Origin of the sequence: Burkholderia sp. HI2761 (assembly GCF_002223355.1) — a bacterium.
In the GTDB taxonomy this organism is placed as follows: domain Bacteria; phylum Pseudomonadota; class Gammaproteobacteria; order Burkholderiales; family Burkholderiaceae; genus Burkholderia.
Window position 1 is genome coordinate 173,672 of record NZ_NKFN01000004.1, and the last position, 18,682, is coordinate 192,353.

General features: G+C 68.8%; 17 protein-coding genes and 1 pseudogene. 6 read left to right on the forward strand and 12 right to left on the reverse strand.

Features of this window, described 5'->3' with window-relative positions:
* Positions 1-23: 23 nt before the first annotated feature.
* From CFB46_RS07365 to CFB46_RS07375, 3 genes and pseudogenes are all read right to left on the reverse strand, one after another.
* A pseudogene (locus CFB46_RS07365) lies at positions 24-358 on the reverse strand (LysR family transcriptional regulator); the annotation flags it as partial.
* A 3-nt stretch (positions 359-361) separates the two neighbouring features.
* Positions 362-1,048, reverse strand: coding sequence for a helix-turn-helix transcriptional regulator (locus CFB46_RS07370; RefSeq protein ID WP_027783581.1), 687 nt, complete (start codon positions 1,046-1,048; stop codon positions 362-364).
* Between the two features lie 73 nt (positions 1,049-1,121).
* A complete protein-coding gene (locus tag CFB46_RS07375; RefSeq protein ID WP_027783582.1) occupies positions 1,122-1,526 on the reverse strand; it encodes a VOC family protein in 405 nt (134 codons plus the stop codon).
* A gap of 170 nt (positions 1,527-1,696) precedes the next feature.
* Between CFB46_RS07375 and CFB46_RS07380 the strand changes: the two genes are divergently transcribed.
* Both CFB46_RS07380 and CFB46_RS07385 read left to right on the forward strand, forming a co-directional pair.
* Positions 1,697-2,029 (forward strand): ArsR/SmtB family transcription factor, encoded by a 333-nt coding sequence (locus CFB46_RS07380; protein WP_089499643.1) that lies wholly within the window; start codon positions 1,697-1,699, stop codon positions 2,027-2,029.
* Positions 2,022-2,486, forward strand: coding sequence for an SRPBCC family protein (locus tag CFB46_RS07385; RefSeq protein ID WP_089499644.1), 465 nt, complete (start codon positions 2,022-2,024; stop codon positions 2,484-2,486). The genes CFB46_RS07380 and CFB46_RS07385 overlap by 8 nt, the downstream gene beginning before the upstream one ends.
* Before the next feature lie 75 nt (positions 2,487-2,561).
* Here CFB46_RS07385 and CFB46_RS07390 read toward each other — a convergent pair whose 3' ends face one another.
* The 6 genes from CFB46_RS07390 to CFB46_RS07420 form a co-directional block, all read right to left on the reverse strand.
* Entirely contained in the window at positions 2,562-3,863 is a 1,302-nt protein-coding gene (locus CFB46_RS07390) for a THUMP domain-containing class I SAM-dependent RNA methyltransferase (RefSeq protein ID WP_027783585.1), read from the reverse strand.
* A 154-nt stretch (positions 3,864-4,017) separates the two neighbouring features.
* A complete protein-coding gene (locus tag CFB46_RS07395) occupies positions 4,018-6,132 on the reverse strand; it encodes a site-specific recombinase (protein ID WP_089499645.1) in 2,115 nt (704 codons plus the stop codon).
* A 549-nt stretch (positions 6,133-6,681) separates the two neighbouring features.
* On the reverse strand, positions 6,682-7,401 hold the full coding sequence (locus tag CFB46_RS07405; protein WP_089499646.1) for a PqiC family protein: 720 nt from the start codon (positions 7,399-7,401) through the stop codon (positions 6,682-6,684).
* The gene (locus tag CFB46_RS07410) at positions 7,398-9,017 is read right to left on the reverse strand and encodes a PqiB family protein (RefSeq protein WP_027783588.1); all 1,620 of its coding nucleotides are present in this window, start codon (positions 9,015-9,017) and stop codon (positions 7,398-7,400) included. Before CFB46_RS07410 ends, CFB46_RS07405 begins: the two co-directional genes overlap by 4 nt.
* Entirely contained in the window at positions 9,010-9,645 is a 636-nt protein-coding gene (locus CFB46_RS07415) for a paraquat-inducible protein A (RefSeq protein ID WP_027783589.1), read from the reverse strand. The genes CFB46_RS07410 and CFB46_RS07415 overlap by 8 nt, the downstream gene beginning before the upstream one ends.
* Positions 9,642-10,307 (reverse strand): paraquat-inducible protein A, encoded by a 666-nt coding sequence (locus CFB46_RS07420; RefSeq protein ID WP_089499647.1) that lies wholly within the window; start codon positions 10,305-10,307, stop codon positions 9,642-9,644. Before CFB46_RS07420 ends, CFB46_RS07415 begins: the two co-directional genes overlap by 4 nt.
* A 258-nt stretch (positions 10,308-10,565) precedes the next feature.
* On the opposite strand from CFB46_RS07420, the gene CFB46_RS07425 reads away from it, so the two are divergent.
* From CFB46_RS07425 to CFB46_RS07440, 4 genes are all read left to right on the forward strand, one after another.
* Positions 10,566-11,126: a cytochrome b gene (locus CFB46_RS07425; protein WP_089499648.1), complete on the forward strand. Its 561-nt coding sequence runs from the start codon at positions 10,566-10,568 to the stop codon at positions 11,124-11,126.
* Between the two features lie 8 nt (positions 11,127-11,134).
* Positions 11,135-11,695, forward strand: a complete 561-nt coding sequence (locus CFB46_RS07430) for a YceI family protein (RefSeq protein ID WP_027783592.1) — start codon at positions 11,135-11,137, stop codon at positions 11,693-11,695.
* A 65-nt stretch (positions 11,696-11,760) separates the two neighbouring features.
* The gene (locus CFB46_RS07435; RefSeq protein WP_006476873.1) at positions 11,761-12,342 is read left to right on the forward strand and encodes a YceI family protein; all 582 of its coding nucleotides are present in this window, start codon (positions 11,761-11,763) and stop codon (positions 12,340-12,342) included.
* A gap of 193 nt (positions 12,343-12,535) precedes the next feature.
* Entirely contained in the window at positions 12,536-13,813 is a 1,278-nt protein-coding gene (locus CFB46_RS07440) for an MFS transporter (RefSeq protein WP_089499649.1), read from the forward strand.
* A 17-nt stretch (positions 13,814-13,830) separates the two neighbouring features.
* Here the strand turns inward: CFB46_RS07440 and CFB46_RS07445 are convergent, their stop codons facing one another.
* The 3 genes from CFB46_RS07445 to secD form a co-directional block, all read right to left on the reverse strand.
* Positions 13,831-15,453, reverse strand: a complete 1,623-nt coding sequence (locus CFB46_RS07445; RefSeq protein ID WP_256980648.1) for a S41 family peptidase — start codon at positions 15,451-15,453, stop codon at positions 13,831-13,833.
* Positions 15,454-15,656: 203 nt separating this feature from the next.
* Positions 15,657-16,607, reverse strand: a complete 951-nt coding sequence (gene secF / locus CFB46_RS07450; protein WP_089499650.1) for a protein translocase subunit SecF — start codon at positions 16,605-16,607, stop codon at positions 15,657-15,659.
* A gap of 18 nt (positions 16,608-16,625) precedes the next feature.
* Entirely contained in the window at positions 16,626-18,647 is a 2,022-nt protein-coding gene (gene secD, locus CFB46_RS07455; RefSeq protein ID WP_089499651.1) for a protein translocase subunit SecD, read from the reverse strand.
* Positions 18,648-18,682 lie beyond the last annotated feature (35 nt).

Here is an 18,682-nt window from a genome sequence, read left to right on the forward strand (position 1 = left end):
GGCGCAAGCCGGCCGGGCCTTTTTCATGGTGCGACGAGGCGTGCGACGCAGGCGGCGATCGTGTCGCGCACGCGCACGATCGCGCACGCCGCATGCGCGGGAATCGTCGCGACCGCGTCGGGGCCGGCGAGCAGGGACGGCAGCGCGGCGAAATGCGTGGTCGATGCCGCGATGCGCCGCTTGTGGTCGAGCGCGGCCAGCGCTTCGTCGACGATCCCGATCACGCCGCCGACGACATGAGCAGGTGGTCGCGCCGCAGGAAATCGGCGAGCGTAAGCGTGCGCGGCGCCCCCGGGAGGCGAGCCGGATCGATCAGGCCCGCATGACCGCCCGGCGCGACTGCGCCCGCCGCCGCGCCGCGTCAGCGCATCGGCGCTTCCGCGATCCGCATGTAGTCGGCGATCCGCCGGCCCTCCATGTCCGGAAACTGCTCGTGCACGGTGATGTCGCCCATCCGCGCGATGTCGAAGGTGCGGAAATCGCCGCGCAGCTCGCACCACGCGCCGATCGTCCAGCGCCCGCCCCAGTAGACGAGCCCGAGCGGCCAGACGCGGCGCTGCGAATGCGCGCCGAGCCGGTCGCGATAGTCGAAGCTGACGATGTGGCGCGTGTCGATCGCCTGGTGGATCGCGTCGACCTTCGCGCAAAACGTCTCGTCGATGTGGAACGACGGCGCGAACACGGGCAGCCGGTCGAGCGCCGTGCGCTTGTCGGCCGGCATCGCCGACGCGATCTTCGCGAGCGCCGAGCGCGCGGCGCTCGCGAAGCGCGCCCCGCCCCAGGTCTCGAGCATGCGCGCGCCGGTGGCGAGCGCCGCCAGCTCCTCGGCCGTGAACGTGAGCGGCGGCAGGCTCGCGTTGCGGTTCAGCCGGTAGCCGATGCCGGCTTCGCCTTCGATCGGCACCCCTGACAGTTGCAGGTCGCGCACGTCGCGATAGACCGTGCGCGGCGACACCGACAGCCAGTCGGCCAGTTGTTGCGCGGTCGTGAGACGACGCCCGCGCAACAGCTCGGCGATCTGGAACAGGCGATCGGCACGGCGGGTCATGACGGCACCTCGATTCCTCTGGCTACGGGGACTTCGCGATGATAGCGCCGCGCCGGCCCGCTGACCGCTGCGCTCAGTGGCATTTCGGCGCGTGCAGGCCGACGCGGTTGCCTTCCGTGTCGATCAGGTAGCCGACGTAGCCGTAATTGTTCGGCAGCTCGACGACGGAGCCCTGCACGACGCCGCCCGCGCGCTTCGCGCGTTCGAGCGCCGCGACGACCGATTCGCCGGCGTTCAGGTAGACGAGCACGCCGTTCGCGCTCGGCTTCATCTGCTGCGGATCGAACACGATGCTGCCGCCCGTGCTCGACGCGTCGCGATCGAACGTCGCCATCGGCACGCCGCCGATGACCTCGCGCTGCAACGTGGTTTGCAGCACGGTTTCGTAGAAGCGGATCGCGCGGTCGAAATCGAGGGACGGAATGTCGAACCAGGCGATCGCGCGTTCCAGGGTTGCAGTGGCGGTTGCTGACGTCATGACGAGCTCCTTGTGTTGCGTTGTTATTCGGATTCGGTGCGGAAACCAGCCTGCATTGCGCCGGGATTGCAGTGTGATCGCGGGCTGCTGACACCGTATTGTCAGTAGAGTTGTCACCCTTGACATGCAACTATTTGGTTGCATAATGAGGTCATCGACCCAGGAGCGGCATGGATCTCGTTTTCAAGGCGCTGGCCGACGCCACGCGCCGTCAGTTGCTCGATCTGCTGTACGCAAAAAACGGCCAGACCGTGTCCGAGCTGTGCGACGGGCTCGCGATGAGCCGGCAGGCCGTGAGCAAGCATCTCGCGCTGCTCGAGGCCGCGAATCTCGTCGCGACGACGCGGCGCGGCCGGGAGAAGCTGCATTACCTGAATCCGGTGCCGATCCATGACATCGCGCAACGCTGGATCGGCAAGTTCGAGCGTCAGCGCCTGCAGGCGCTGGCGGATCTCAAGCGGGGGCTGGAAGCGCCCCGCGACACGGGAGATGACGATGGGTAACCCCGCCTTCGTGTACGTGACCTTCATCGCTGCCACGCCCGAGCGCGTATTCGACGCGCTGACCAACGCCGAGCTGACGAAGGACTACTGGGTGCGGCATCGCAACGCGTCGCCCGACTGGCGGCCGGGTTCGCGGTGGGAACATCAGGACTACGACGATCCGTCGCGGGTCGACATCGTCGGCGAAGTGGTCGAGAACGATCCGCCGCGCCGGCTGGTCGTCACGTGGCGCACGCCGTCGGGGGAGGGCGGCGAATCGCGCGTGACCTATCTGGTCGAGCCGCACGAGGGCGTCGTGAAGCTGACCGTCACGCACGACGGGCTGGTGCCCGGTTCGGAGATGGATCGCGGGATTCGCGGCGGCTGGCCGGTCGTGCTGTCGAGCCTGAAGACGCTCCTCGAGACGGGGCAGGCGCTGCCGTTCACGATGGCGCGCTGGTCGCAGTCGAAGCATTGACCGGCCGCGCAAAAGCACAGGGGCCGCGATGGCGGCCCCTGGACACGTCGTGGCTCGTGGAACCGGACGGACGGCTTATGCGTCGCCTTCCGGCGCGGCCGGTCGTGCCTTCACGCTGCCGGCGATCAGGTCGAAGCGGAACAGCCGGCATTCGAGCGCGCCGTTGAACAGCGGCGTCTTGGCCGATTCGCGCAGGCGCAACTGGCCCGGCAGCGAACGGTCGGACGTCAGCAGGAACGCCTGCCAGCCCGTGAAGCGCTGCTTCAGCGCATCGCCGAGCGCGTTGAAGAACTCGCTGTCCGGCGCGTCGGTGTGCGTGCGGCGGAATGCGTCGTCGTTGTCGCGGTTACGGCCGGTTTCGCGCACCTCGCCGCGGGCGCTGCGTCCGCGCACTTCGATCCGCTCGCCGTACGGCGGGTTCGCGAGGAGGATGCCCGGCCCGTCGCACGGCGGCGTCATCCCGCGCGCGTCGACCTGCTTGAGCCACACCGACGGTACGCCCGCGCGCTCGAGGTTCGCGCGCGCCTTCTCGAGCATGTCGCCGGAGATGTCGCTGCCGTACACGCCGAGCGCTTCGCCGCGCTTGGCCCGCGCCGCGCGCTTCGCGTCGAGCGCCGGGACCTTCAGCCCCTGCCACGCGGTGATGTCGTACTGCTTGAGCTTTTCGAAGCCGAACCGGCGCTCGACGCCGGGCGCCACGCCGAGCGCGATCTGCGCGGCTTCCGCGAGGAACGTGCCGCTGCCGCACATCGGGTCGTACAGCGCGGTGCCGGGCGTCCAGCCCGTCAGGCGCAGGATGCCGGCCGCGAGGTTTTCGCGCAGCGGCGCCGCGCCCTTGTCGAGACGCCAGCCGCGCTTGAACAGCGGCTCGCCCGACGTGTCGAGGTACAGCGTGCATTCGTTGGCCGTCAGGAACGCGAACACGCGCACGTCCGGCGCACCGGTGTCGATGCTCGGACGCGCGCCGGTCTTGTCGCGCATCCGGTCGCAGATCGCGTCCTTCACGCGCAACGTCGCGAATTCGAGGCTCTTCAGCGGCGACTTGATCGCGGTGATGTCGACGCGCAGCGTCTGCGTGGCCGCGAACCAGCGCTCCCACGATTGCTCGAGCGCGAGCGCATAGACGTCCTGCTCGTTGCGGTACGCGCGGTGCGCGATCTTCAGCAGGATCCGGCTCGCGATCCGCGAATGGAGGTTCGCGGCCATGCCGGCGGCCCAGCCGCCGCTGAAATGGACGCCGCCCGGCACCTGCGCGCCCGCGGTGAACGGCGCGCCGTTCAGGTGGCGGCCGGCGATTTCGGCCAGCTCGGCGGCAAGCGCCGCTTCGAGGCCGCGCGGGCAGGGGGCGAAGAATTCGAACAGGGTGGGCGAGGACATAAGGCGGGTGAGGACGTGCAAAAGTCCACCATTGTACGCGGCGCGGGCGACCGGGGCCGGCGTTTCGGCGGGGCGGCGTCGTCGCGACGGCCGCTCGCGCGTGCCGGGCGGACGGCGACGGGCGCCCGGCGGGGCGCCGCCGCCCCGCCGCAGGTCAGTGCGCGCCCGGCTGGCCGGCGCGCGCGGCCGGGTTGGCCGCCGGCCAGAACAGCGCGAGCGGATTCGACAGCACCGTGCGGACGATCGCGGCGACGAGCGCGCGCACCTTGGTCGGGCGCAGGCTACGCGAGCGCACGGCCATCGTGAACGCGAGTGCGAAGCTCACGAGCACGTTGAGGAAGGCCATGCTGAGCACGCCGGCGCCGGCCCACCACAGCTCGGGCGTGCCGAGCGCATCCTTGCCCAGTACGCCGAGCGCGATCCCGATCGAGCCGGCCGACAGCGTCACGTGCCGCACCTCGAACGGGAACATGAACACGGTGACGATCGCCGGGACGAGGCCGAGCATCAGGCCGAGGCCGACGTTCGCGACCACGCCCGCGACGTTCGACCGGCAGAAGTGCGCGAGCTTCGCGGCGCCGGCCGCGCCGAGCGTCAGGCGCAGCCGGCGGTTGTACGCGAGCGCGTCGCCGACCCGGTGCAGCACGAACCAGTTGTCGGCCCAGCCGGCGAGCAGGCTCGACGCCCACAGCAGCACGCCCGTGAGCGCCGCATAGAACGGCGTCGGGCCCAGCAGCGAGAACGAGTGCAGCGTCGCGTGCGCCTTCTCCGGCGAGATCAGGTTCGCGTGCAGCACGTTGCTCGCGAACAGCTGCACGAGCAGGCACACGGGCAGCACGACGAGCACGTTGCCGGAAATCGCGGCCGCCTGCGTGCGGATCAGCGCGATCACCGACGCGACGAACGTCTTCACGCCTTCCTCGTGACCGGTGTCGTCGAGCTCGCGCGCGAGTGTCGGCGCGGTCATCGCGGGCTGCTTGGTCGCGAGCGTGAAATGCAGGAAGTGCATCAGCATGAAGCTGGCCGCGTAGTTGACGCCCGCGAGCAGCCCTTCGAGCATCGACTGCAGGTGCGCGCCCGTGATCGCGAACTTCACGCACACGGTCGCGACCGTGACGAGGCCGCCGCCCGCGGCCATCCGCAACATCTTCAGATATTCGGCGCGGCCGCGGGAGATGTAGTGCTCGCCGGTGTCCGCGTTGGTCTCGACGAGCTTGCGTGCGAAAAGAGAAAAGTTGCTGCGCACGAGGTGCGCGACGCTCTGGCTGCTCTGGTTCGCATCGACGAGCTCGGCGGTCAGGTGCGCCATGCCGCGCAGGTCGTCGCGCGCCATCCACGCGTTGAGCAGCATTTCCGCGCGCAGGATGCGCATGCGCATCCGTTCGACCTGAAACACGATGTCGACCGACACGCCGTTGCGGTACAGGTGCGCGAACACGTCGTCGATGGCGATGCGGCATTCGTCGAGCAGCACGCGCAGGTAGTTCACCTCGTGCAGCAGCTTGCTCGGGTCGCCGCCGTCGTCGGCGGCCGCATGCGCGGTCTCGACCGCGAGCATCGCGCGCGTGAGGCGGTAGAACGGCTGCGATTCGAGCGGCTTGCGTGCATCGTCGTCGGACAGCCGGCTGCGCACCGTCTGCGACAGGCCGGTCGAGCTGATCTGGCAGGTCAGGTTGTGCAGCGCGGCCAGCAGGTCGCGCGAGAACGAGCCGGGCTCGTGGCGCTCTTCTTCGGTGACGTCGAACGAGATCAGCTCGGCGAAGCGCGCGAGCAGGTCGTCGGGCAGCGCGCCGATCCATTTCGCGTCCTCGGGCGTCGGGAACATCAGCGTGAACAGCGCCGACAGCTCGCGGCGGTTCGGCGCGGGCGGGATCAGCGACGAATCGATCCGCTCGAACAGCGCGCCGAAGAAGCCCGAATGCACCGGCATGCCGGCGTCGCACAGCAGCGAGATGCCGTCGCACTCGCGCAGGATGCCGCGCAGAATGCGCCCGGCGTGCGCTTTCCACGCGGGGTTGCGATCGAGCACGTGGAACAGGTAGCGCAGCCGCGCATGGGCCGGATACGCGCGCGTGTCGGCGTCGCGCTCGGCCGGCGCGTCCTGCACCGTGCCGTTGCGGCGCAGCCAGTGCGCGAGCTCGATCAGCCATTCGCTGCGCTCGGCGTACGACGCGTCGGCGTCGGCGTGCGCGAGCAGCGCATCGAGCTGGTGACCGGCATTGCGCGACGCGCGCCACTTCTTGATCAGGGTCGTCAGGGAACGAAACATAAACGGAATAGCGAAAGCCCGGGACGGGCGGGTTCGGGATGCCGGCCGGGGAAACGGCGCGGCGCCGGGAGAACGGGTGAGACGGGGCCGGTGCCGGACGGGGCGCGGCGACCCGCGATGCGGCTGCCCCGCCGCGGTGCACGCCGACCGCGTGCGGGCGCCGGGAGGCACGGCGGTCGGGCCGAACGCGGCCCGGCGCCGCTGGCTGGTGCGCACGACGAACGGCGCGAGCCTGAAAGTGCGTAGGATCGTCAATCGGGCCGGAAAACGCAAGCCGACCGCGTTGCATGGCGCGGGTTCCGGCGGCTTTGACAAAGAATGTAAATGGCCGTTCGGCCGATGAAGGCGGTGCGCGAGACCGGCTGTGGCGGCGTGGGGCCTACGGCCTACGGCCTACGACCTACGACCTACGGCCTACGGCCTACGACCTGCGGCCTACGGCCTACGACCTACGACGGGCGGCGCGCGCTGCCGAACGCGCGGCGCCATTCGACACCGCGCACGCGAACGCCGTATCGAACGTTCGCCCGCGCGGCCGTCCGCGTTCGCTTATGCGCCCGACTGGCCCGTCGCGCCGGCATCGCCGCCGGAGGTCGGGTTGGCCGGGCACGGCACAACCGGCGTGACCGCCGTCTTGCTGCCGGCCGCGGGCGCGGCCGTCGCGCCGCGGCGTGAGGCCATCGCGCGCACGCCGGCCGCGGCCTGCGCGGCAATCACGTCGAGCGCGCGCCGGTGGCCGGCGACGAGCGCGTCGTAGCCGTCGGCGACCGGTTCGGCGACGCTCGTGCGGCAGGTCATCACGGCCTGCGTGGCGAGCGAGCGCACGCTCCACACGGCGTCGACCGCGGCTCGCTTGCCGGGCCACGACTCGAAGCGCTGCACGTTCACGCTGATGCGATAGACGGGCACGCCGGCCGGATAGGCGGAATTCGCGACGTCGATCGTACCGAGTTGCGCGGCGAGATCGTCCGACAGCGCGCGGCGGATCTCGTCGGCGGGCGGCGACGCCCAGCGTTCCTGCTCGAGCACGTCGACCTGCGCGGCGTTCTTCTGCACGACCAGCTGGCTCTTCGCGACCTGCTCGGGCACGCCGACCGACGGCACCTCGATCAGGAACGCCGGGTTGGCCGGCGCGGTACGCAGCGGCGCCGCGGCGTCGGCCGGGCTGAGCGTGTAGAACCGCGCGGGCGGCGAGCTGCACGCGGCGAGCGCGAGTGCGGCGAAGACCGCCGCCGCGCCGCTCGCGAAACCGTTCACGCGTGTCGTCATTGCTTATCTCCTGGCTTGCCCTTGAGCAGCGATTCGGGGTGGCGCTCCAGATAGTCGGCGAGCGCGTTCAGCGATTGCAGCGTGCGCGTGAGTTCCTTCAGCGCGCCGCGCACGTCGGACTGCAGCGGCGAATCCTGCTGCAGCGTCGCCTCGGCCGTCGAGAAGGTCTGCTTCGCGGCCGACAGCGTGTCGCGCGCTTGCGGCGCGACCTGCGTGTCGAGCTGCTTGAACAGCTTGTCGGCGTTCGCGAGCGCGCTGTTCAGGTTCGCGCCGATCTGGTCGAACGGCACCTTGTCGAGCTTCTTCGCGATGTCGGCGACCTGCAGCTGCAGCTCGTCGAGCGTATTCGGCACGGTCGGCAGTTCGAGCGGCTGGCGGGCCGTGTCGATCTTCACCGCCGGCGCCTTCGGGAAGAAGTCGAGCGCGACGTACAACTGGCTCGTCAGCAGGTTGCCGGTGCGCAGCTGGCCGCGCAGCCCGTGCTGGACGAGCCGCTCGACGATCTCGCGGCGGGCCGGTTCACCCTGGCTCGCGATCGTCTCGCGGAAGCGCCGGCCGAGGCGTTCCGGATACACGTTCATCGTCACCGGCATCGTGAAGTTCTTCGCCTTCGGATCGTAGTCGATGCCGATGTTCGTCACTTCGCCGAGCACGATGCCGCGGAAGTCGACCGTCGCGCCGACGGCGAGCCCGCGCAGCGACTGGTTGAAGTTCATCACGACCTGCAGCGGCTGGCCGTCCGGGTCGCGCATCGCGTCGCCCTCGTCGGAGCCGAGACGGAACGTCGTGTTGTTCGGCGCGGTCGCGCCGCTGCCCTGGTTCGGCGGCGTCTGGAACGCGATGCCGCCGAGGATCACCGTCGCGAGCGACTGCGTGTTCAGCTTCAGGCCGCTCGAATCGAGCCGCAGATCGACGCCGCTCGCCTGCCACCAGCGCGAGTTCACGCCGACGTACTGGTCGTACGGCGCATTGACGAACACGTTGAACGTGACGCCCGTGCCATCCTTGTCGAGCGAGAAACCGACCACCTGGCCGACCTGGACGCGGCGGTAGTAGACCGGCGAGCCGATGTCGACCGAGCCGAGCGAATCGCCGCGCAGCACGTACTGCGTGCCTTTCTGGTCGCCCGTGACCGCGGGCGGCGTCTCGAGGCCGGTGAAGTCGGTCAGCGTGTCCTGCCCGTGACCGGCGTCGACGCCGATGTACGCACCGGACAGCAGCGTGCCGAGCCCCGACACGCCGGTCGCGCCGACGCGCGGGCGCACGATCCAGAAGCGCGAGCCCTGGACCGCGAAGTCCTCCGCTTCCTTCTTGAGCTGCACCTGCACCAGCACGCGCGACAGATCCTTCGACAGCTTGATCGTCTTGACCATGCCGATCTCGACGTCCTTGTACTTGACCTGGGTCTTGCCCGGCTCGAGCCCTTCGGCGCTGTGGAAGCTGATCGTGATTTCCGGGCCGCGCTCGCGCACGGACTTGATCACGAGGCCGATGCCGATCAGCGCGGCGATCAGCGGCACGAGCCAGACGAGCGACGGCAGCCAGCCGCTTTTCGTCGAGATCGTCGGATCGGGCGGTCGGGGCGCGTCGTGCTGCGGCCCTTGTGGACTATTCATGGTGATTCCCTGAGGTTTCGACTGGATCCCAGATCAGGCGGGGATCGAACTGCATCGACGCGAGCATCGTCAGGATCACGACCGAGCCGAACGCGAGTGCGCCGGGGCCGGCCGTGATGACGGCGAGCGAACGGAAATGGACGAGCGCGACGGTCAGCGTCACGACGAAGATGTCGAGCATCGACCAGCGGCCGATGCGCTCGACGATCCGATAGAGGCGCGTGCGCTGCAGCGGCCGCCACGTGGCGCGGCGCTGCGCGCTGGTGACGAGGATCGTCAGCACGCCGAGCTTGAGCATCGGCACGAGGATGCTGGCGACGAACACGACGACGGCGAGCGGCCAGTCGCCGGACGTCCAGAAATAGATGACGCCGCTCATGATCGTGTCCTGCTGCGACCCGACGATCGACGACGTACGCATGATCGGCAGCAGGTTCGCCGGAATGTAGAGGATCGCGGCCGCGAGCAGCAGCGCCCACGTGCGCATGATGCTGTTCGGCGTGCGCACGTGAAGCGCGCTGCCGCAGCGCGCGCAATGCGCGTGCGGCCGGTCGATCGTCTGCACGAGCCCGCATGCGTGGCAGCTGGCGTAGCCCTCGCGGGCGGCGGTCGGCTGGGAGCTCGTCATCGGCGGGGGGCGCCCGGCAGCGGCGCGGCGGGGTCGGGCCGCTCCGGCGCGCGGCCGGCGCGCAGGTCGTCGGCGATGTCCCATACCGTGCGCGGGTCGAACATCAGCACGACGGCGGTCATCAGCGTGAGCGCGCCGAACGCGAACAGCGCCGCGTCGGGCACGACGCGCGCGAGGCTCACCATCTTCACGATCGTGACCACGATGCCGAGCATGAACACCTCGATCATCCCCCACGGCCGCACGAGCTGGATCGTGCGCAGCACGAGGTTGAGGCCGGGCGGCACGATGCCGCGCCGGATCGGCAGCAGTACGTAAAGCAGCGCGGCCATCTCGACGAGCGGGAACAGCACGGTCGAACAGAACACCATCACGCCGACGATCGCCATGTCCTGATGCCACAGCGCGTCGATCGCGCCGATCAGCGTCGTCTGCACGCGGGTGCCGTTCAGGTCCATTTCGAGGATCGGGAACGTCTGCGCGATGATGAACGTGACGAGCGCCGCGACCGCGAGCGCGCTGATGCGCTCGATCTGCGTGGTGCTGTTGCGATACAGCAGCGCGTCGCAGCGCGGGCAGCGTGCGATCTCGCGGCCGCTCAGGCGCGGTTTATGCAACAGTGCGTCGCATTCGTGGCAGGCAATCAGGTCGTATCGTTGCATGGAAAAGGGGTGTTGCGACGGCCGGGAGAACGCGTCGACGGGGCCGGAACCCGCGCCAATCTTACCAAAAGGGCTTTTTCGGTGGGTCAAGGATCGTGAGTTGCGTGACCGGTCGGTAACATGGCGGGAAGCCGTCAGCCGGCTGGCGCGCCTGTCCTCAGAGTCCGCGCGCGTCAAAAGGTTGCGGTAGCATGGCGCCCTTGACGTGCGTCGGACGAATTTACCGGCGCAGCCGTTCGCTGAACTGAGGAACCCGAGATGGCATCGAAATCGCCGCTGGCCGCGCCGGCCCGCTACGCACCTACCGCGATCGCGCTGCACTGGCTGATCGCGCTGCTGATCGTCTGCGGCTTCGCGCTCGGCTGGGTGATGACCGACATCCCCGGCTTCACGCCGACCAAGCTGAAGTACTTCTCGTGGCACAAGTGGATCGGCGTGACGGTGTTCGCGCTGGCCGTCGTGCGCGTGCTGTGGCGTGCGACCCACGTGCCGCCGCCGCTGCCGGGCGGCACGCCGGCATGGCAGCGCGCGGCGTCGCACGGCGTGCACATGCTGCTGTACGTGCTGATGATCGTGATCCCGGTGACGGGCTACCTGTACAGCTCGGCGTCGAACATCCCGGTCGTCTATCTCGGCATCGTGCCGCTGCCGCGCCTGATCGACCCCGATCCGGTGCTGAAGGAAACCTTCAAGACGCTGCACGTGTCCTTGAATTACATTCTGCTTGCGCTCGTCGCGATGCACGTGCTCGCGGCGCTCAAGCACCAGTTGTTGGACCGCGACGGCCTGCTGTCGCGCATGCTTCCCTTTGCCAAATGAAGGATCCCATGAAAGTGTCTTTCTCCCGCTCCATGCTGACCGCGTTCGCCGCGGCGGCGCTCGTCGCGTCGGGCGCGGCGCATGCCGATGTCGATCTCGCGAAGAGCAAGGTGTCCGCCGTGTCGAAGCAGATGAACGTGCCGACCGAAGGCGCGTTCAAGAAGTTTTCCGCGCAGGTGAAGTTCGACCCGGCGAAAGCCGCGCAGGGCAGCGCGCAGATGACGATCGACGTCGCGAGCTTCGACCTCGGCGACAAGATGTACAACGACCAGGTCGCCGGCAAGGACTGGTTCGACGCGAAGACCTATCCGCAGGCGACGTTCGTGTCGTCGGCGATCGCGCCGGCCGGCGGCAACAAGTACAACGTGACCGGCAAGCTGACGATCAAGGGCAAGGCCGAGACCGTCACGGTGCCCGTCACGGTCGCGCAAAACGGCGCGACGCAGACGTTCGACGGCGTGCTGCCGATCAAGCGTTCGACCTTCAACGTCGGCACCGGCGAGTGGAAGGACACGTCGGTCGTCGCGGACGAAGTGCAGATCAAGTTCCATCTCGTCGCCACCAAGTAAGCGGCAGGTTGCCGCCTCAACTGAATGCCGCGCGAGGGCGCGGCGCCGTTCCCAGGAGAAAAAGTTTGAAAAAGCATCTGATCATCGCCGCGGGCGCGCTGGCCGCTTCGCTGTCGTTCTCGGCCTTCGCCGAAAGCGCGACCTACCAGTTCGACCCGAGCCACACGTACCCGAGCTTCGAGGCCGACCACTTCGGCGGCCTGTCGGTCTGGCGCGGCAAGTTCGACAAGTCGAGCGGCACCGTGACGCTCGATCGTGCGGCAAAGACCGGGACGGTCGACGTGACGACCGACATCGCGTCGATCCACACGGGCAGCGCGAAGCTCGACGAGCACCTGCAGACGGCCGAGTTCTTCGATGCGGCGAAGTTCCCGCAGGCGAACTACAAGGGCACGATCAAGTTCGACGGCGACAAGCCGGTGTCGGTGGTCGGCAATCTGACGCTGCATGGCGTCACGAAGCCGCTCACGCTGAAGATCGATTCGTTCAAGTGCATGCCGCACCCGATGCTCAAGCGTGAAGTGTGCGGCGTCGACGCGGTCGGCGAGTTCAGCCGCGACGATTTCGGTCTCGACTACGGCAAGCAGTACGGCTTCAAGATGAAGACGAAGCTGCTGATCACGGCCGAAGCGGTCAAGCAGCAGTAAGACTTCCCGGCGAGGCCGGCCGTCGGGCCGGCCCCCTGCGGGCCAACCGCCGCGCTCCCGTTACCGGGGCGCGGCGGTTTTTTTGCGCGCCTATAATCGCCCGAGCGCAGCATGCGGCCATGCGGCGCCGGGCAGGCCGACGCCGCGACGGCGGCCGCCTCGAACAGAATGTACAACGACAAGGAGATCGCCGATGCATGCCGTCACGCAGCCCCGTTCCATTGCCTCGTCGCCGCGCGTCTGGCGCGCGGTGGTCGCCGCGTCGATCGGCAACGCGCTCGAGTGGTTCGATCTCGTCGTCTACGGTTTTTTCGCGGTGACGATCTCGAAGCTGTTCTTCCCGGCCGGCAACGACACCGTGTCGCTGCTGCTCACGCTCGGCACGTTCGGCGTGTCGTTCTTCATGCGGCCGCTCGGCGCGATCGTGCTCGGCGCGTATGCCGACCGCGCGGGCCGCAAGGCCGCGCTCACGCTGTCGATCCTGTTGATGATGGCCGGCACGCTGGTCATCGCGGTGCTGCCGACCTACGGGACGATCGGCGTCGCCGCGCCGGTGATCCTCGTCGCCGCGCGGCTGATGCAGGGCTTCTCGGCGGGCGGCGAGTTCGGCAGCGCGACCGCGTTCCTCGCCGAGCACGTGCCCGGGCGGCGTGGCTTCTTCGCGAGCTGGCAGGTCGCGAGCCAGGGGCTCACGACGCTGCTCGCGGCCGGCTTCGGCACCGTGCTGAACGCGCAGCTGTCGGCCGCGCAGATGGCGTCGTGGGGCTGGCGCGTGCCGTTCTTCTTCGGGCTGCTACTCGGGCCGGTTGCGTACTACATCCGCACCAAGGTCGACGAGACACCCGAATTCCTCGCGGCCGAAAGCACCGCGAGCCCGCTGCGCGATACGTTCGCATCGCACAAGGCGCGGCTCGTCGCGGCAATGGGCGTGGTCGTGCTCGGCACCGTCGCGACCTATCTCGTGCTGTTCATGCCGACCTACGGCGTGAAGCAGCTCGGCCTCGCGCCGTCGGCCGCATTTGCGGCGATTCTCGTCGTCGGCGTGATCCAGATGGCGTTCGCGCCGCTCGTCGGCCACTGGTCGGATCGCTACGGCCGCGTGCGCGTGATGATCGCGCCGGCCGTCGGCATCCTCGTGCTGATCTATCCGGCGTTCGCGTATCTCGTCGCGCATCCGGGCTTCGGCACGCTGATCGCGCTGCAGGTGCTGCTCGCGTTCCTGATGACCGGCTACTTCGCGGCGCTGCCGGGGCTGCTGTCGGAGGTGTTTCCGGTGCAGACGCGCACGACCGGGATGTCGCTCGCGTATAACGTCGCGGTGACGATCTTCGGCGGCTTCGGCCCGTTCATCATTGCGTGGCTGATCCGCGAGACCGGGATGAAGACGGCGCCGAGCTTCTACCTGATGTTCGCGGCGGTACTGAGCCTTGCGGCGCTGATCGTGCTGCGCAAGCGGTTCGGGTTTCGCTGAAAGGGGCGGGCGGCGCGTCAGCTGCCGCCGCGCTCGCACACCGGTTGCGCCGGCATCAGTTGCGGCGGCGCGTCGACGGTGCGGACCGGGCGCCCCGCGAGCGCGGCGAGCGCCTGCCGGAGCTGCCAGTCGGCGGCCGTGCCGAATGCGCGCTGCGGCAGCGCCGCGCTCCTCGCCGTATCGATCTTCGCGCGTACACGCTGCTCGCGCAGCTTCTGCCGTGCCTGGCGCACCTGCGCGAACGGGTCGGGCGCCTGCCGGTCCGCATACGGCGCGCGGGCCAGATCGACTTCCCGGTACCACAGCAGCACGCCGTTGACGTCCGAATCGACGCGCGGCGGCACGAGCCAGTCCGGCATGACGCCGTAGCCGTCCATCGGGCAGCCGTTCGGCCGCAGGTTGCGCGCGAACGTGAAATTCAGGCGCGTGCCGTCGATCAGGTCGATACCCGTCTGCGCGAGCCCTTTCCCGTAGGTCGGCATGCCGAGCAGTTTCGCGCGGCCGAGATCCTTCAGCGCCGCCGCGGTCGCTTCGGCGGCCGACGCGCTCTGTCCGTCGACGAGCACGACGAGCGGCACGGTGCGCCACCAGTCGTCGGCCTGCAGCGGCGCGAGCGGATCCTGCCCGTGCATGACGGGTAGTTCGTAGTCGGGCCAGTTGGTCGTGTAGCGGCGGCGGTGCGTGTCGCCGCGCTCGACCGTCACCATCGCGGTGCGGTCGCGTCCCGCGAACAGCGCGGTGATGCCGATCGCCGCATTGAGCGCGCCGCCGCCGTTGATGCGCAGGTCGAGGATCATCTGCTTCACCGGCGGGCCCGCGCGGCGCGCGGCCTGTACCGCGTCGATATAGTCGCCGACCGCCGGCTCCGGAAAGCTCGACAGCCGCGTGTACAGGATGTCGCCATCGAGCCGCTTCGCGGTCGCCGGATGCGGTCTGACGATCGCGCGCACGGGCGCGAAGCTCAGCACCGCATGCTTCGGCCCGCGCTGCACCGTGAGCTTCAGCGGCACGCCCGCGTCGCCCTTCGCGAGTTTCGTCAGCGCGCTGCCGTCGATGCCCGCGACGCTCCTGTCGTTCATCGCGACGACGAGATCGTCGGGCCGCACGCCGGCCCGTTCCGCCGGCGCGTCGGGAATCACGTCGATGATGTGCAGCCCGTCGGGCCGTGTCTCGAACACGATCCCGATGCCCGGCATGCCGTCGCGGGCGCGCCGCTCGTCGTCGCGCCGTTCCTGCTCTTCCTTCGCGTTGAAGAAGCGCGCGTACGGCAACGTCTTGATCCCGTCGTGGGTCGTGGCGTCGAGCAGCGCGCCGATGTCGACGTCGGTCAGGTGCTGTTTCTTCAGCACTTCGACGGCCGCTTTCAGTTCGCAGAGCTGCGGCTCCCAGTCGGGCGGGCAGGGCGACGGCGGGTGGGCGGGGGGCACGGAAGCGGGCACGGAAGCGGGCACCGAAGCGGGCACCGAAGCGGTGGCGGGTGAAGCGGCGGGCGGCGAATCGGCGAGCGGCGCATCGGCAGGCAGCGAAGCGGCGGATGGTGCGGATGCCGGTTGCGCACCGGCGAGCGGCGCGTACGGGAACGCGGCCGCGACGGCTGCGCAGACGGCGAGGCGACGAACGACACGCAGGGGAGGCATCATCGGGACCGCACGTTCGGACGGGGGCGAGAGGTTTGGCCGGTGCCGGGATGCGACCGGCAAGCGAAGGGGCAGGGCGGTGACGATTGTAGCCGACACCCGCGCGGCGCCGGCCGAGCCGGCCGCGCGCCGTACCGCGGTGGCCCGCACATAAAAAAAACCGGCCCAGACGGGCCGGCTTTTTCGAAGCCGAAACGGCGTGGCGCTTAAACCTGCGCGCCGGCGTTCGGATCGTCCGGATCGTGCGCGGTCTTCTTGTCCTTGATCAGGTCTTCGCGCTTGATGCCGAGCCACATCGCGAGCGAGCCGGCGACGAACACCGACGAGTAGATGCCGAACATGATGCCGACCGTCAGCGCGAGCGCGAAGTAGTGCAGCGTCGGGCCGCCGAAGAAGAACATCGACAGCACCATCATTTCCGTCGACGTGTGCGTGATGATCGTGCGCGACATCGTGGTCGTGATCGCGTGGTTGATCACTTCCTGCACGTTCATCCTGCGTTCGCGGCGGAACGTTTCGCGGATCCGGTCGAAGATGACGACCGACTCGTTGACCGAGTAGCCGAGCACCGCGAGGATCGCCGCGAGCACCGCCAGCGAGAACTCCCACTGGAAGAACGCGAAGAAGCCGAGAATGATCACGACGTCGTGCAGGTTGGCGATGATGCCGGCCACCGCGTACTTCCATTCGAAGCGGAACGACAGGTAGATCACGATGCCGATCACGACGCACGCGAGCGCGAGCAGACCGTCGGTCGCGAGCTCGCGGCCGACCTGCGGCCCGACGAACTCGACGCGCTGCAGCGTCACGTCCGGGCTCTGCGCCTTCAGCGCGTTCATCACCTGGTCGCTCTGCTGCGCGGACGTGAGCCCCTGCTTCAGCTGCAGGCGGATCAGCACGTTGCGCGACGTGCCGAAGTTCTGCACCTGCGCGTCGGTGTAGCCGAGCTTGCCGAGCGTGTCGCGCACGGGCTCGAGCTGCGCGGCCTGCTGGTACTGGACCTCGATCACCGTGCCGCCGGTGAATTCGACGGACAGGTGCAGCCCGCGGTGGAATAGGAAGAACACGGCGGCGAGGAACGTGACCAGCGAGATCACGTTGAACACCAGCGCGTGCCGCATGAACGGAATGTCTTTACGGATGCGGAAAAATTCCATGGCTTCGTCTCCGGGGCCTTATTGGGTCGAGCCCGGTTTCTTCGGCGACACGCCTTGCTGCGCACGGTTGCGCAGCTGCGGCTTGCCGGCGCGCGGTGCGTTGCCCTTCGCCGGTGCGGCGAGCTTCGCGGCGCGCGCGGTGTCGGTCGATTCGTCGGCCGCGGCGAACGATGCGCCGGCTGCGGCGCCTTCCGGCTTCCACACCTGGCCGATCGCGAGCGACTTCAGCTTCTTGCGGCCGCCGTACCAGAGGTTGACGATCCCGCGCGAGAAGAACACCGCGGAGAACATCGACGTCAGGATGCCGAGGCAGTGCACGATCGCGAACGCGCGAACCGGGCCCGAGCCGAATGCGAGCAGCGCGAGGCCGGCGATCAGCGTCGTGACGTTCGAGTCGAGAATCGTCGCCCACGCATGGGCGTAGCCGGCCTGGATCGCGAGCTGCGGCGGCTGGCCGGCGCGCAGTTCTTCACGCACGCGCTCGTTGATCAGCACGTTCGAGTCGATCGCCATGCCGAGCGCGAGCGCGATTGCCGCGATGCCCGGCAGCGTCAGCGTCGCCTGCATCAGCGACAGCACGGCGACGAGCAGCAGCAGGTTCACCGACAGGCCGATCACCGACACCACGCCGAACAGCATGTAGTACGCGACCATGAACACGGCGATCGCGCAGAAGCCCCAGATCACCGAGTGGACGCCCATCTTGATGTTGTCGGCGCCGAGGCTCGGGCCGATGGTGCGTTCCTCGATGATGTCCATCGGAGCCGCGAGCGAACCGGCGCGCAGCAGCAGCGCGAGGTCGGCCGCGGCCTGCGGCGTCGGCTGGCCCGTGATCTGGAAGCGGTCGCCGAGTTCGGACTGGATCGTCGCGACCGTCAGCACTTCGCCCTTGCCCTTCTCGAACAGCACCATCGCCATCGGCTTGCCGATGTTCTCGCGCGACACCGTGCGCACCGCGCGGCCGCCCGCCGAATCGAGGCGGATGTTGACCGACGGACGCTGGTGTTCGTCGAAGCCGGCCGATGCGTCGATGATGCGGTCGCCGGTGAAGATCACGTCCTTCTTCAGCAGCACGGGCGCCTGGATGCCCTGCGTGAACAGCTCCTCGCCCGGCGGCACGGGGTCGTTCGGGTTCGGGTGCGTGTTGATCGGGTCGGCAAGGCGCGCCTCGAGCGTCGCGGTGCGGCCGATGATGTCCTTCGCCTTCGCGGTGTCCTGCACGCCCGGCAGTTCGACGACGATGCGGTCGCTGCCTTGCTGCTGCAGAATCGGCTCGGACACGCCGAGTTCGTTCACGCGGTTGTGGAGCGTCGTCAGGTTCTGCTTGAGCGCGGCGTCCTCGACGGACTTCTGCACGGCCGGCGTGAAGGTGCCGACCACTTGCGTGCCGCCGCCGCCGGGCTGCGTCGCCCATTGCAGCTCGGTGACCGACGCGGCGAGCACCTTGCGGGCGTCTTCCGCCGTCTGCGCGTCGCTGAAGTTGACGACGACGGATTGATCGACGCGGCTCACGCCGCCGTCGCGGATATTCTTGTCGCGCAGCAGCGTGCGCGTGTCGGACGCGTCGGAGTCGAGCTTCTTCGTGAGCGCGCCCGTCATGTCGACCTGGAGCAGGAAGTGCACACCGCCGCGCAGGTCGAGGCCGAGATACATCGGCAGCGCGTGCAGTGCGGTCAGCCAGCGCGGCGACGCGCTTTGCAGGTTCAGTGCGACGACGTACTGCGGATCGTTCGGATCGGCGTTCAGCGACTTCTGCAGCAGGTCCTTGACGCGCAGCTGCGTATCGGTGTCCTTCAGGCGCACGCGGATGTTCGCGTTGGTCGCCGTGTTCTCGAAGGTGACGTCGTCCGGCGTGATCTGCGCGGACGCGAGCGCCGATTCGACCTGGGTCAGCGTGGTCGAGTCGAGCTTGACCGTGGCCTTGCCGCTCGACACCTGCACCGCCGGCGCTTCGCCGAAGAAGTTGGGCAATGTGTACAGAAGGCCGATGGCGAGCGCCACGACCATCACGACATATTTCCAGAGTGGATAACGATTCATGAGGGGGCCGAACGGGTGGTTGGCGTGAAAGCGTC